Origin of the sequence: Kitasatospora sp. NPDC056181 (assembly GCF_042266225.1) — a bacterium.
In the GTDB taxonomy this organism is placed as follows: domain Bacteria; phylum Actinomycetota; class Actinomycetes; order Streptomycetales; family Streptomycetaceae; genus Kitasatospora.
The window spans coordinates 19,735-34,315 of the sequence record NZ_JBHJUK010000103.1; the positions used below are offsets into that span (position 1 = coordinate 19,735).

8 protein-coding genes and 1 pseudogene are annotated in these 14,581 nt (G+C 67.4%); 1 reads left to right on the forward strand and 8 read right to left on the reverse strand.

Annotation, left to right across the window (positions count from 1 at the left end; genetic code table 11):
* Positions 1-529 precede the first annotated feature (529 nt).
* From ACFC1F_RS30625 to ACFC1F_RS30655, 7 genes and pseudogenes are all read right to left on the reverse strand, one after another.
* Entirely contained in the window at positions 530-3,340 is a 2,811-nt protein-coding gene (locus tag ACFC1F_RS30625; RefSeq protein ID WP_376163140.1) for an RNaseH domain-containing protein, read from the reverse strand.
* A gap of 44 nt (positions 3,341-3,384) precedes the next feature.
* The gene (locus tag ACFC1F_RS30630) at positions 3,385-6,678 is read right to left on the reverse strand and encodes a hypothetical protein (RefSeq protein ID WP_376163142.1); all 3,294 of its coding nucleotides are present in this window, start codon (positions 6,676-6,678) and stop codon (positions 3,385-3,387) included.
* Positions 6,666-7,955, reverse strand: coding sequence for a hypothetical protein (locus ACFC1F_RS30635; RefSeq protein ID WP_376163144.1), 1,290 nt, complete (start codon positions 7,953-7,955; stop codon positions 6,666-6,668). Before ACFC1F_RS30635 ends, ACFC1F_RS30630 begins: the two co-directional genes overlap by 13 nt.
* Before the next feature lie 33 nt (positions 7,956-7,988).
* Positions 7,989-9,293, reverse strand: coding sequence for a helix-turn-helix domain-containing protein (locus ACFC1F_RS30640; protein WP_376163146.1), 1,305 nt, complete (start codon positions 9,291-9,293; stop codon positions 7,989-7,991).
* Positions 9,294-9,510: 217 nt separating this feature from the next.
* Positions 9,511-10,347: a hypothetical protein gene (locus tag ACFC1F_RS30645; protein ID WP_376163148.1), complete on the reverse strand. Its 837-nt coding sequence runs from the start codon at positions 10,345-10,347 to the stop codon at positions 9,511-9,513.
* Positions 10,348-10,439: 92 nt separating this feature from the next.
* On the reverse strand, positions 10,440-11,174 hold the full coding sequence (locus ACFC1F_RS30650; RefSeq protein WP_376163150.1) for a hypothetical protein: 735 nt from the start codon (positions 11,172-11,174) through the stop codon (positions 10,440-10,442).
* A 676-nt stretch (positions 11,175-11,850) separates the two neighbouring features.
* Positions 11,851-12,689, reverse strand: a pseudogene (locus ACFC1F_RS30655) (IS5 family transposase).
* Positions 12,690-12,828: 139 nt separating this feature from the next.
* Here ACFC1F_RS30655 and ACFC1F_RS30660 point away from each other — a divergent pair.
* Positions 12,829-14,064 (forward strand): IS701 family transposase, encoded by a 1,236-nt coding sequence (locus ACFC1F_RS30660; protein WP_376163152.1) that lies wholly within the window; start codon positions 12,829-12,831, stop codon positions 14,062-14,064.
* 138 nt (positions 14,065-14,202) lie between these two features.
* Here ACFC1F_RS30660 and ACFC1F_RS30665 read toward each other — a convergent pair.
* On the reverse strand, positions 14,203-14,581 hold a 379-nt coding region (locus ACFC1F_RS30665; protein WP_376163154.1), incomplete at its 5' end, for a transposase.

Genomic DNA, 14,581 nt, shown 5'->3' on the forward strand with positions numbered 1-14,581 from the left:
CACCTCCGCGCCCCGTACCGGCCCCCCCCCCGCCCCCCCGCCGCCCGGGCGGGGTCGCGCCAAAAACGGTGGTGGCCCGGGCCCAAACCCCCGCGCGGCCCACACTCTTCCCTCAGAAGGAGAAACAGGTATCAGGAGTCTAGTTCGCGAGGCACTAGAGTACCGATCCGCTGTTCGATCTCCGCGTCCGAGAGGTCCCCTCCGATGGCATGCCACCGCAAGATTCGCTTCGCCTCACCCAATGACATATCAAAAGCATCATGCATGCACCCAACTACGCCGAATGCCATGGCTCCAAGGTCATCCCTCGGGCCAATTTCTGACACTAGTAGCCGTAGGACACCAATAACCAAACCATCGCGCATCCAGCACCTCTGAAGAGCACGGGCGACTTTCTCTTTTTTGCCCTACATTCCTCCGGACCCATTTCATCCCCCCCGGTCGCATGAAATTGACAACGAATTCCGTGTAATTTCCAGGACTGCCCGCCGCACTGCCCCAGTCGATCGAGGCCTCCGTGAAGCCATTCCTACTGCTCGCCCTCGCCGTCTTCGTCGGCCGGATCACCGAGGTCGCTGTCCTGGTCCGGTGCCGTGCGCCGGTATTGCGGATGGTCCTTGTCCATCTGCACCGCGGCGTGAAGTTCGATCGGATACTTCGTCCGGTTGCCCCATGCCAGCGGGTGGGTCGCCATCCGGGCTGTCGCGTTCACGAGGTGCTCGCCCTCGACACCGTCCGCCAAGGCCACTGGGTAGATGCCTGTGGCGGTCATGGTGTACCAGTTCTTGGCGACCTCGTTCTTCTCGCCCTTGATGCCGTTCTTCTTGTCCGGCTTGACTCCGTGGTTGGCGGTCCACCGGGTCTTGTCCTCACCGAGGCGTCCCGCACCGTTGCCGTCGAACTGGTGGGGCGTCGTGACCAGTACCCATGTCGGCGTCCCGAGGTCTGTGGCGACCTCGAACAGCATGTCGGTCCGCTTCTGGAAGGCGATGACCTGTCCTTCGGTGTCGATGCGGCTGATACCGACCGGGCGTGGCATCTCGTTCATGTCGACGTTGATCCGGACGATGCCGATCGGGCGGTCCTTCGCGGGAAGTGTGCTGCCCGGCAGCCACGTTGTGGAGTCGCCGCTGTCCTCGCTCTGCCGCCTGTTGTGCAGGCCCTCCCACAGGCGCCGGGTGGCGACCGCGTCCACCGTCACGGTGTACGGCATGTGGCCCAGGTAGTCGGACAGGTCGGACAGTGCCTGGTCAATCTCGGCGGCGACCTTCTTGTAGCCGGCATTGTCGTCGACGAACGCAGTGAGCTTTCCTTCCGGGTAATCCAGGGCGTGGAAGGCGGGCTGCGCCCGGTCGTAGGGCTGCCACCTGGGGGCCGTGTAGGACCAGCCGTGCAATGTCCACGCCTCGTCCGGGTGCGTGGGCGGGACCATCACCGATGCGGTGATGCAGATCTTCGCCTGCTTCTCGCCCGGTCGCTTGGACTGGCGGCGTACGTGGATGCCGCAGCGTGCGACGCCGGTGGGCTTGTGACGGCCGATCTTGTCCCGCATGACCGCGTCGATGCGCCGGTCGATGATCCCCAGGCTGCGGTAGAGGTCCTGCAGCGACATGAGTGCCTGGTGGTCGCGTTCCTTCTTGTCCGTCTTGGCGGGCTTGGCCCGCTTGAGAGCGCTCGTGTACTGGACGTTCAGGCCGAACGTGGCCAGGACCCGGTGGGACAGGTGCTTGCCGTCCTCCTCCTGGGCCTTCTTCGTGGAAGCCCGCTTCTCCTTCGCGGTGAGCTTCTGCTCAGCCTCTTCCTCGGTCTGGTCCTCCCCCGTCACGCTCTCGTGGTCGGTCTCCGCCCAGACGCCGACGAGTGTCGACATGTCACGACGCAGGACCTCCATCTGCCGGGCGAGGGCGGCGCGGCCTTCTGCCGGCCCATGGCCGAGGAACTCTGGGGCTCGCCAGAACACCGCGCTGACCGTGTCGCCGTGCAGCGGGACCAGTTTGCCGTCCACCGGGTCGAAGACATCGATGCCGTAGGCCTGCGCGAGGGCGCTGACCATCCGCAGCCGATTCTCGTCCCGGTCCCACAGACATACGAGCCGCAGGCGCTCGTAGCTCATCGACTTCACTGACCGCACGACGTCGTCGGCGCAGGAAACGGGTTCCTTCGGGTTCGGCCGTTTGAAGCCACTCAGCGCCGTCTTGTGAGCTGCCAGCGGCTTGGTGCCGTCCCCGAGGACTGTCCGGATGTGTTTGTCGAGCTCGCGCATGTGGTGCATGCCGACGCCGCGGCCGATCGGGAACTTGAAGGTCTTGCTCTGGATCGGGAAGAGGTCACCGTTCAGGCCGGCGGACAGGTCGGCGGGCGAGTCGGCAGGGGCCTTCAGCAGGTCGATCGGTGCCAGCTCGGACACCTCAGTGCGCGTTGCCGCTTCGTAAGCGTTCCTCTCCTGTTCGGAGCGCTGGTGGATCACGCGCAGTGGGGTGTTGTCCATCTGCATTTTGGCCAGCACCGACAGCGCCATGGCGTTGATGTAGCGGACCTTCCCTCGTCCGTCGAGCTCCACTTCCAGAAGCGGCAGCGCCGGATCGGCCTGCGGGACGAGCACCTTGCGGGCGAACGCCAGTCTGTCCTTGATCCGCGTCGCCTGCGACGAGACCAGGATCAGCGGATCGCTGACGTGCTCCATCGTCTTCATCGTGAGGCGCACGCGCGGGACAGCGAACGCTGTTGCCGTCTCGTTGGCCCACGGATTGGCCAGGGAGACCAGACCGCCGGTGCTGTCCGCCCGAAAGGTGACCTTCTGACCGTCGACGTTCCATGTCTCGTTTGCCAGGAACCGGGCCAGTTCCCACGTCACCGTCCGGTAGACCCAGCTTTCGGCATCGGGCTGGGCGTTGCCCTCCCGCTTGAGGTGGTCGGCGAGTTTGAGGGTTCTGCCTGGTGCCTTGGCCATGAGCTCGGCGAGTTTGGGCGGGTTGTCCAGGCCGATGTTATCCATCGGGGTGCCGAGCGCCCTGCGTGACATCAACGTGATCACATGCAGCAGGTCGACGTCATCAATCGGTTCCATACTGGCCAGGACGCGGTTCTTCGGGTCGAAGTGGACATAGCCGCCATACATGGCCCTCAGGACCGTGGAGACGACCGAGTACGGTGCCTGAACCTCATCCTTGCCTCTGCGCCCGCGGTAGGTCTCCTCGAAGCGGCTCCACAACTTCGAAGTCTCCTCGTCGAACTCGCGGACCACCACCGACGATTCGCCCAGGGTCTCGTTGAGCAGCTCGGGGGTGCAGCGGATCGTTGCGAAATCGCACCGGAATCGGTCGGGTGACTCGGATGTCATGCGGGGCGTTCTCCCTTACGCGTCTGTGGGCACTTGACGTGGCATCAGCGGCCTTCGGTCGTGTCGATGCCGGCATAGGCGAGGAACGTGGACAGCGCCTCGCGGTAGATGTCGTTCATCCTCCGCGCCACCTGGGGAGTCCAGTCCCGGTGGATGCGGCGCAGGATCGAGCGGAGGTCCGCCTGCCAGGAGTCCTCCTGGAACGCGTGGTCGACCAGGTGGAGAGTCATGTCCGTACCGCCGCGCCGGGCACGGCCGGCCAGCTGGATCATGTCGATGATCATTCCGGCGACGATCTCCTTCTGCAGGTCACGGTGGGTGTTCACGAACCCGGGTGCGGATCGCATGATCAGGTGCAGCCGGGCCCATGCCGCTTCCCGTGTCCGCTGCAGCAGCTCCACCGGTGCCGCGGACGGCCCACTGACCGCGTTCAGCCCCGCCGCGTTCACCGACGCGTACAACTCCGCCGGATCGGTCATCAGCGCGAGGGGCCTGGTGCACAGGTACACCGAGGTGATCGCCGAGCGGATGCCGATCACGATGTTCAGCCCACGGGCGATCCTGGCCATCGGCACGATCAGGATCTCCCCCCGGTTGGGGAAGTCCTCGAACTCGTCCGGTGTCAGCTCGATGATCCCCGGCGGTAGCGGCAGGCGCTTTTGCAGCTCCGCCCGCCGGTACCTGTCGGGTGGAACGGCGACGCACACCCGGTGCTTGCCGTCCTGGTACCGGCCGGACCCGTACATGCCGATGGCCATGTACCGGCAGTGCTCGTAGGAGTTCAGGACGACCGCGTCATGGGCCCGGTCCTCGTCGTCCACCGCGAGGCGTTCCAGCTCGTCGTGGATGACGTCCTCGTACAGGCGCCGGCCCATCTCCGTGATCGCCGAGTGCTTGAGGTGCTGGGGCAGGCCTGAGATCTGGATCGGCTGGTTCAGGGCGTTTCGCAGCATGTGCGGTTTCGCCCGGATGCTGTCCTCTGCGGCGTCGGTCATCCACCACTTCACCCGGGAGCGGATATGCTCGCGCACTGCCTCGGGGAAGTACGCGGTCGCGGAGAGACCTAGCACGGGGCGTTCCATGCCAGCCAGGACCAGCGCCACGATGCTGCCGAGCTGGGCGGTGTAGGTGTGCGGATCCCCGGAAAGGCTCTGGGTGGTGAGTTCCGCTGATTTGTCGGGGTCGTCGAGGCCTGTGACCCGGTAGCCGTAGATGCCGCGCCCGAGGGCACCGTGGCGGATGACGTCCGAGCCGATGCCGGGGCCGAGCTTGGCGGCGATGTCCTGTGCGGACGGCAGGCCCACGGAGCGCAGGTTCTCCGTGGCGTTGCGAAGGACGTCCAGGGTACGGTCGAGTTCGGTGAGCCAGACCCGGATGATGAGGAGCTCGATCGTCTCGCTGCGCTGGTGCGCATCAGGGATCCGCTCTTCCAGGACGGCGTGGAGCTCGGTGCGGACAATGGAGAGCAAGTCTGTTCCGCGGGAGGCCAGAAGCCTGCCCAGGAGGTTCTGGGCGTCTTGCAGGTCCGGGTCCAGGAGAACGGGGACGGTGTCGTACTCGGCGGGTTCGTTGCCGATCCTGGCCGGGTCCGGCGGATGGATCGCGTTCAGAGTGGCGAACAGCTCGAGGGGGACTTCCTTCTCGTTCGGGATGTCCAGCTCGGGGAAGAGCAGGCAAATCAGGCGCCTGTCCCTCGACCCCGCCAGGTGCCACATGCTGCTGTTTGCCTGGGGCTGGTCGGAGGCTTCCGAGCGGCCGTTGTAATAGCGGAGCCTGAGGTCGCCGCTGCACAGGGACGCGAGAAGGAACTCCGTCAGGTAGCGGGCGTGGAGCAGGGTGGGGCTGAGCTCTTTCACGGTGCCCGACGACATGCCACGGACCGCTTCGTGGAGCTTGAGCAGCGGGATGTCCTTGTTCTTGCGCGAGTCGAGGATGATCTCGCTGGAGCAGGCATCGACCGCGGAGGACATGAACTGGTCGACCTCGTCGATGACGACACCAGTCCTGGTACGCAGCAGGAACTTCGCGACGGACAGGTCGCCGGTCTGCCGGCCGTCCAGGACGACGCCGATGGGAAACCGGCCAAGCATGAAGAAGTGATGGTTGGTGATCACGATCGGCCGCTCGCAGGCGGCGCGGTACTGCTCGAACTTCCCGCACGTGGGCTGCCACGGGCAGGATTTCCTTCCGGTCTGCGGCGGGAAGGGCAGCAGGTGATTGCAGCTCTCCAGGCCCGGCGGGTAGGGGTGGGTGCTTTCCACCGGCAGGGCGCAGCCGTAGGAGAGCTGTCCGAGTTTCCACATGGTCTTGCGGGGCTGGGTGAGGAAGGGGCCTTGGATCCGGGCGGCGACCTTCATGGCCCGCTCGTGGAGGCGTGAGGGCGACATCATCGGTGCGGCGAGTTCCGGGCGGCCGAGAGCTTGCAGGTCGCCGTTGATGTCCCAGGTCGCGGAGAGGGTCGCCTCGACGTTGGGCAGAATGATCGCCAGGGGGATGTCCTGGATGGCGCACCATGAGGCCGCGACGCGGACCAGGACGCTTTTCCCCGTGCCGGTGGGGGCATTGAACACCTCGACCGGTCCGGCCGTGATCGACAGGATGTCGATCTGGCCGGCTTCGTCATACTGGAGCTGTTCGAACAGGGTCTTGAGTGTCTTGTACAGGTACCGGTTCTTGGCTTCGGACTTCTTGGGGTAGCGGGCCTTGTCGATGGCCTTGGCGTGCCGCAGCAGGGCCTTGACCTGCAGCTCGAGGCAGGGCCGGTAGGGGATGGTGGCGGCGTCGGGCAGGCGGCCCGCGTCGGCGCCGGACTCGAAGGTGGCGGTGGCGTTGATCCGCACACGGCCCTTGGTCAGGCCCCGGCCAGCGATGTAGGTCTCGCGGGTGGCATAGTCGCCGGGCCCGGCGGGCGGGAAGGGGCGTCGGGGCCGGTCGTGCCTGCGCAGGCGCTGGATTGTGCGGTCGACGAACGCGAGGATGTCGTCACCAATCCGGGGGACGACCATGGTCGCCCGGGCCGGGTCGCCAACGGCAAGGAACGGGCTGGTGCGGGTCTCGGCCGCGGCTTCCTCGGTCAGGAGGCCGCGCATGTAGTGGGTGAACGCACCGAGGCTTTCGAAGTCCTGGCGGGCGTGGCGCAGGACCGCGGAAATCCGCTGGCGCTCCGCGTGGTCGATGATCCGCCACTGGTCCCACAGGTCCAGGTGCCCAGTGAAGAAGAAGTACGCGTCCTGGAAGGAGGCGGCGAGCCGGCCTTCATCGTCCTTCTGGGGGAAGTAGTACGCGGCCAGCGCGAGTGCGCACCAGGCGGACCCGAGGGCTTTGCTCAGCTGGTCCACTGCTCCCCCACCATCTCGCACACCATCGCGCCGAAGTCCCCTGCAGTGAGTGCCCGCATGCCGTACTGGCGGCACACCGCGTCGAGCATCGAGACCGATTTCTCACGGCTGTCGGGGACGACGAGCCACTGCGCGCCGCCGCTGTCGCCGCCGTCGGCGTTGATCTTGTCGGCGAGGAGTGTCGCGTAGGTGTAGTCCTTCACGTCCACGCGGAACTCGGTGCAGCCGCCGTTTCCGTCGGGAACGGCGACCAGCAGGTCGTAGGAGTCCAGGACGGGCCACAGGTGGGCGGTGACTCCCTTGTCGCGAACGTGTGGAACGGACAGTGCCTTGAACAGTCCCAGTTCCGGGAGGCCGGGGATCGTCGTGCAGCGCCACACTCCGCGCACAAGTGCCTTGTGCCCGTCGGTGAGGATCGGCTCGGGGGTGGGCGGCTTCGGGTCGCAGGCCAGCACAGCGGCGTTGCCTCGTGCCGGGGTCACGGTCGACACCGGGTTCAGGTGGGGCATGCTGCCCTCTGCGGGGATCTTGAACTCGTACGAGGCGCCGGCTTCGACGTGCGGGCGGTGGAAACAGCGGACCTGGCCGGTGCGGCGGTTGTTCGTGCCGTGCACGGTGATCTTCATCGGCCAGCGGCACACCGGGCAGCGGAACCACCACCGGTCGTACGTCGCGTCGAAGGGGATCGGCTGGTAGAACTCGGTGAGCGTCGCGGGCAGGTTCAGCATCCGCAGGTCCCGCACGGAACCGGCGGGCTCCTCAATCAGCGCTGACCGCCACGCAACATAGTCGTCCTGGCTGTCCGTGCTGGTCATCTGCCGGTGTGCCCGGGTCTGGTCGAGTTCTTGGTCCAGGGCGTCGACGCCCACCGTCTGGCCCCGGTATCCGGCACGGCGCAGGGCTTGCAGGACCATGCGCTGCTCGACGTCGAGGTCGAACATGTCCGGGTCGAACTCGTTGTCCTCGTCGATCAGCCGCAGCCCGTCCATCTCCTCGGCCGGCACTCCGCTGGGCAGCAGTGCCGCCAGGTCGCCGAGGAGGAGTTGCTGGAACTGGTCGAACGTCATCGGCTGCCCAGGGCCGCGGGCGGTCAGGACCCGGCCGTGGCCTTCCATGAGGGCACGCAGGCGATGTTCTGGGTCGCTGTCGGCGTCGGTCAGCGCGGCGGCCGCGACGGACGCGGCCCTCATCACACTGTTCCGGATCGCCATGTGATCGGCGGTACGGATCGTGGTCATCGGGGTCACTCTACGGCTCACCCCGAACGTGACCGGCATATCTTCGATTTGATACCCATTCGGGTGATAGACCTACATGTCCTGTGCGAAATAGCCGAGTTCGACGTCCGGGTACAGCTCTCGGTACCCGTCCACGTACTGGGCGATGTGGGCCCGCCCGGCGTCGGTGAGGCGCCACCGGTACTCCACGACGTAGGACTGCGGGCCGCCACCGTCGCGCACAGGAACGGAGTCGATGTAGCCCCGGCTCACCGCTTTGCGGCCCGGCCGAAAGCCGGTGCCGAGGTAGAACTTCGACTTGCCCCACAGCCCGTCCTCCGCGAGACCGTCGGGGCCGGCCGATGCGACCTTCACCAGGTTCTTCCACAGCCACTCCGACAGCATGTCCTTCGGTGTGGTGGCGGGCCGCTGTTCATCGAGCCCTGCCCGCGCGCAGGCCCGGCCGGCCCGGGTCAGTGACACCAAGACCCTGGTGGCCCCGCCGAGCGGGAACACCTCCACCTGGTCCTCGGACATGTCGATCAGCTCGCGGCGGTGGAGAGCGGCCAGTGTCGACCCGGCGCCGGCGTCCAGGGCATTGTCCTCCCGGAGTCTGTCCTGCAGGGCGGTGTAGCCGGTCAGTGCTGGGGCTGCCTTGATCGTGAACGGCAGCTTCCGCCATTCCTGGGCCGGACCGGGGTCGCCGAATGCCGCCCGTACGGCCTGCGCCTTGGCTTGTGCCGCCTGGTCCTCCCGGTAGACGGCGACGAGATAGAGGCGCTGCCGGTCGTTCAGGTCGTTCCATGCGCGGGCCGCCGCAGACCCGCGGGGCGGTTCGCTGCTCTGCGCTCCGGTGTGGCGCTGCTGCTGCGGTTCCGGCACGGGCTCTGATCGGCCAGGGCTGGTGTCAGAGCGCTGCCCGGCGGCAGGGCACCGGAGCAGACGGGCGATCTCGGTGCGGTCCCACCCCGGCGCCAGGTCTGCCAAAGCCTGGACCGCCTGCGCCCCGAGGGACGGGTCCTGCCGCCACTCCCTAGGCGTGATGCCGGCTTCCAGCTGATGCAGCCGATGGCGTGCATGTTCGGCGGAGCTGTCCTTGCCGAGGAACGGGGCCAGTTCCACGGCCATCTGCCGCTGGGTGAGGCCAGCGGATCGGCGCAGGCCCGCGAAGGTCGGACGGGTGTGCTGAGTTCGCATCAGATCGCGCGGGGCGCAGCTCAGTGCCGTGGCGAGTCTGACCAGGATGTTGGGGCCAGGGGTGCTGCGGCCGTTCTCGTAGGCGGAGACGCTCTGGCGGCTGACGCCGACGGCCGACGCCAGCTCTTCGATGCTTATTGCGGCGACCTGGCGGCGGCGTGTGAGCGCGTCCGCGTCGAAGTCGGGATCGGCTCGGTGCACCCATCCAACGTACCCGCCGCGTAAAGTTCTGGCAGTATTTGAGGACCGCGCGGACGTAAAGTTCTGGCAGGACTTCCGGATGGCTCAACACCAGCCGATGCGGCGGCTGCCCACCTGTACCGTTTCGTCGGATCTGGTGGATCGCGAGCAACGGGCGAACCATCTCGTTCCCTGAAGATCCGTTCTCACCCGTGCGAGCACCGGCCGAGGCGGGAGGTCAGCGGTTGGCCGGTTCGATGAGCAGGGCGCGCAGAGTCTTCGTGCGGTGGGGGTTGGGGACCTCCAGCCATGCCTGCCCGTCGTCCAGGTAGCGGGACATGAACTGGAAGTAGTGCCAGCCCAGGTCGACAAAGCAAGTCTCCTCGGCTGCCACTCGCTGCAGTCTCTTGCCGTGGAGGACGACGGTCGACAGGTCACCGCCGCGATTCTCGAGGAAGGACGAGGCCGCGAACGCGGCCCTGCGCAGGGGGCTGGTGTCGAGCCAGCGCCGCTCGATGTGCCGGGTGGTGCGCGGATCGCCGGGCCGGCCGTCTTCCAGGGTCAGCAGGGCGATGGTGATCTCGCCCTTGGTGTGCCGGGTGTGGAGTTCGATGCGGGCGGGCCGGGGCACCAGGTCCTCGATGCTGGCGAAGGCCGGGAGCATGTGGTCGCGCGGGGCGCTGCCGGCGTCGGGATCCGGCGTGAGCGCTGCCAGCCGTTGCCGGGCGAGGTCGAACGGCTCGCCGCGGCGCCACAGGAGGGTGAGCGGGAAGCCCTCGGCGGTGAGGGAGTCCCGGCCGCGGAACTGGAAAGAGATCCCCCGGGTGTTGCCCCGCAGGCCCTGCTTCATGGACGTGTAGGAGTCCTTGCCGTAGCAGGAGGCGTGAAGGGATTCGTTGAGCCATCGCTTGTCGGTGCCGTGCTCGACGACCACGTCGATGTCCTTGGGTTCCAGGGCGCCACGCGCGTAGGACCCGGAGACGTAGACCTCGTCGACCAGGCCCAGCGGCCATTGCCCGCCCTCCAGCCGGTCGATCATGTCGGTCAGCAGCCTGGTGCCGCGTTCGCGCTTCACTTCTGTTCTCCCAGCTCTTCCTCGTGCATCGAAGGACGGTGACGGCCCGCCGGCAGGGCGCGGCACATCAGCCGCGCCCTACCGCCCGGAGTTCATACCGTCGGATGTATGACGGCGCCGGCTGCTGCCACCGGGGTCTTCGTGGAGGGTTCCACCACCGCCGCCCAGAACAGCGCGGTCTGGCGGGCGACCGGACTGGGCCCGAGCTCGCGCGGGTCCCTCCCGTCGAAGACCGCGGACACCCGATCCGCGGCTTCCCTGTCCATCCTGCGGCGGTACTTCTCCAGCGCTGCGGCGAACTCGGCCGGGGCCTCCCGCTTGTCCAGGATGATCACCACCGCGACGTGCTCGCTCTCGTGTCCCAGGGTCTGCACGCGCCAGCCCAGTCGGCGGGCCGCGCTGCGCAGCGCGGCACGGATGAACGGGACACCGCCCAGGGCCTCGGCATCGGCCGGTGACAGGTTGACTTGCAGGGAGCCGCCGTAGCCACCGGCTCCCTCGGGGCAGGTGGATTCCAGAACGGGCAGGAGTGCCTTCGCCAGCGCGACGCACCGCGGGTCCTTCGACAGCAGTGTCTTCGCCGGTGCGGCGGCCGGTTCATTGACCGGACGGTCGTGCGACGCGGGTACGGGAACGGGGGCCGGCGTGTCCAGGTGCCGCTCCAGGACGATCAAGGCCCGGTTCATGCCGTCCTGGTCGAGCCGGGGCGGGAGGATGCCTGCGTCACCGCAGGCGACGATGTGCGCCAGCGCCTTCTGGTAGGGCATCGACCTGTTCTTGGCGAGGGTCTTGGCCAGGCGCGTGCGGTGGGTGCGGTTGGCGGTCATGCGTGTCCGATCGGGTCTGCCGGGAGCAGAGGCATCCCACCGCGCGATGTCTCCGGGCAGACCGCTGGACACGAGAAGGGCCAGAACCAGTGCCGGGTGCATCCTCTGTGGTCCGGGCGGCGGCCCGGTTCGCCCGAGGCGGTGGCCAGGTAGGGCGGCACGCGCCCACAGGCGCGAAGTGCACCGACTATATCCCGAACTCGCCGGTGTTTATTCGTCCTTCGGACACTTCCGCCCTCCGGTTCGAGCGCCGCCTCGCTTGCCCGGGGACGGAGATGCGGTGAGCGGGCCGTGGGTTCCCGGCCCGTACTGCGGACACAGGCCTACTCTGCGACCGTCCCCAGACTCTTCCAAGGAGGAGTACATCCGCGGCCACCGGCCGCTCCGCCTCGCACGCCGCTGAGCGACCGCCCGAACAGCCCCGCCCCGTCACCCTCGCCGACGTACTGGGCAACCGCCCTATGGGCTGAATCGCAGGGCCAGTCGTTGGGAGATGCCACGGGCTTCGCTTCGAGTTTCCTCTGCGCAGCCTTCTTGTCAGGCTCGCTCAGTGCGTCTGACGACAGGCCGTTTTCGGCTTCGCTGCCTTCAGCGGACTGACAGGAGCCTGCGTCGATGAGAGGGTCTCTGCCGCGATGCGGTGCAGACTGCCAACCAGACCGTGCTCTTAAAGGTCCTAACAAAGGCGTTGGACGTGTCGGTGGGTGATGAGGCAGGTGGCGAGGCCGAGGAAGGCCTCGTGAATGTCGTCGCGTCGCTCCCAGCGGACGCGAAGCCGGCGGAAGCCGTGGAGCCAGGCGATGGTGCGCTCGACGACCCAGCGGTGGACGCCAAGACCTGATCCGTGGGGTACTCCGCGGCGGGCGATCACCGGTTTGATTCCCTGCTTCCACACCAGGCGCCGGTATTTGTCGTGGTCGTAGCCCCGGTCGGCGAGCAGGACATCTGGTCTGCGCCGTGGCCGGCCCACGAGGCCCGCCACGGCGTAGACCTTCGCGAGCAGGGGCAGCAGCTGGGTGACGTCGTTGCGGTTTCCGCCGGTCAGTGACACCGCGAGTGGGATGCCCTGGCCATCGACGAGGACATGGTGCTTGCTGCCCGGTCGAGCGCGGTCGACCGGGCTCGGTCCGCTTTTGGGCCGCGTCGGGCGGCCCGGACTTGGCTGGAGTCGATCACCGCCCTGGACCAGTCCAGCTGCCCGGCGGACCGCAGTTTTCGCAGCAGGACCAGATGGAGCCGGTCCCACACGCCGGCCTCGTTCCACGCCGCCAGCCGCCGCCAGCAGGTCATGCCCGAGCCGAAGCCGAGCTCCTGCGGCAGGTACTCCCACTGGATGCCGATGTGCAGCACGAACAGGATCCCACACAAGGCCTGCCGGTCCGGCACCCGAGGACGCCCCGGCTTCAGCTTCGGCGGCTCCGGAGGCAGCAACGGCTCGATCAGTCCCCACAGTTCGTCCGACACGACCCACGGACGAGACACCCTCTTCCCCACGCACCGATCAACGAGCACCACAGCCCGCAGTCACGCTGGTAGCAGCTTCTGTTAGGATCTTTAGAGGGCGTCTCGTGTGAGTAGTTTGTCCTTGATGCCCTAGTAGTACTTCGTTAACTCTGCTTGATCACGCTGCTGAGGGTCGGGCATTCTGTGTTTCGTGGACTTGGGGGAGATCGAGCAACTCCGTGTCGAGTTGGCGGGGTTCGTGTCCGAGGTGTTCGCCACGGTTTCGCGGCGGGACACCCGCGGCTGGGGTGATTGCTATCTGCGCGGGCTGATGCTGGACGGCCGCCGCAAGTCGATCCAGCCGATGGCGGAGCGGCTGCCGGATGGCGACATGCAAGCCTTGCAGCAGTTCGTGAACCAGTCGCCGTGGGATCACGCGGCGGTGCTGCGGGCCGTGGCGCTCAAGACGGTGCCGCAGGTCGCTCCCGAGGTCTGGGTGATCGACGACGTGTCCTTCCCCAAGGACGGGCGGATGTCGGTCGCAGTGGCCCGACAGTGGTGCGGAGCCCTGGGGAAGCAGTCGAACTGCCAGGTCGCGGTCACGTTGCACGCTGCCTCGGACTCCGCCTCCGTCCCCATCTCCTGGCGCCTGTTCGTGCCCGCCGAGTGGGCCGCCGACGCCGAACGACGAACCCGCGCGGGGGTACCCGAGCAGGTCGAACACCGGGAGAAGTGGCGGCTCGCGCTGGACCTGATCGACGAGGCGATCGCCTGGGGCCTTGAGCCGCAGACGATCGTCGCCGACGCCGGCTACGGCCAGATCACCGCGTTCCGCCAAGGCCTCGCGGACCGAGGCCTGGACTTCGTCCTCGCCGTCCGCTCCGACGAGTCCGCACAGCCCGGCGACGCGGTCCCCATCGCGCCCGATTGGAGCGGGAACGGCCGCAAACCCGCGTCCCGCTACCGGACCACGGCCTCCTCGATGCAGGCTCTGGCCACCATCGGAGGCCGCACGGCCTTCCGTCGATCCACCTGGCGGCACGGCTCCAGGGGCCCGATGCGCTCCCGCTTTCGAGCCCTCACCGTACGGCCGGCAGGTCGCGCGGCCCGCACTCTGGCGATGGCCGAGGCCGGCGGCCCGGCCGCCTGGGACGGAGTCCTGCCCCCACTCACGCTGGTCAGTGAGTGGCCCGCCCGCGAGCAGGCCCCGACCGAGTACTGGCTGACAAGCCTGCCCGCCTCCACGCCGCTGCGGCACCTGGTCCGCCTGGCCAAGATGCGCTGGCGGATCGAGCACGACTACCGCGAGATGAAGCACGGCCTGGGCCTGGACCACTTCGAGGGCCGGACCTGGCGCGGCTGGCACCACCACGTCACCCTCGTCACCGCCGCCCACGCCTTCCTCACCTTGCGACGACTCGACCCAAAAGAACCAGCGCCGGCCTGACCTTCTACCAGGTCCTTGATCAGATCCAGGACCTGCTGGGCTGCTGGACCGGCATCTGCCGCACCTGTCAACAACCCATTCCGGCACGGAGATTAACGCGGGAAACCCGACCGCCAACCCGAACCTAACGAAGTACTACTAGTACGTACCTCGCCAGGTTGGTGTGGTCTCGTCCGTTATGCGCTTGGCGAGATTGTCGATCGAGGCGATGTGGATCATGGCTTCGGAGCTGGCCGGGAGGGTCTCGTAGTCGCGGGCGAGGCGTCGCCTGAGCATGACCCATCCCAGACTCCGTTCGACTACCCACCGCCTTTTGACCACGTGGAATCCCGGGATGTCGGACTTGCGGTGAACGACTTCGACGTCGATGCCGAGGCTGGCTCCGTGTTCGACGAAGGCGTTCTTGAAGCCGGTGTCGACCCAGCTCTTGGAGATGCTGGGGTAGGTCTTCTTGGCCTGGTTGAGGAGGCGGATTCCCAGGGCGTTCTCGGACAGGCTCGCGGCGGTGACGGTCACG

Bases quoted from the DNA above. Each gene is read 5' to 3' on its own strand.
- ACFC1F_RS30635 (WP_376163144.1), bottom strand. From the start codon at position 7,955: ATGCCGGTCACGTTCGGGGTGAGCCGTAGAGTGACCCCGATGACCACG.
- ACFC1F_RS30625 (WP_376163140.1), bottom strand. From the start codon at position 3,340: ATGACATCCGAGTCACCCGACCGATTCCGGTGCGATTTCGCAACGATC.
- ACFC1F_RS30650 (WP_376163150.1), bottom strand. From the start codon at position 11,174: ATGACCGCCAACCGCACCCACCGCACGCGCCTGGCCAAGACCCTCGCC.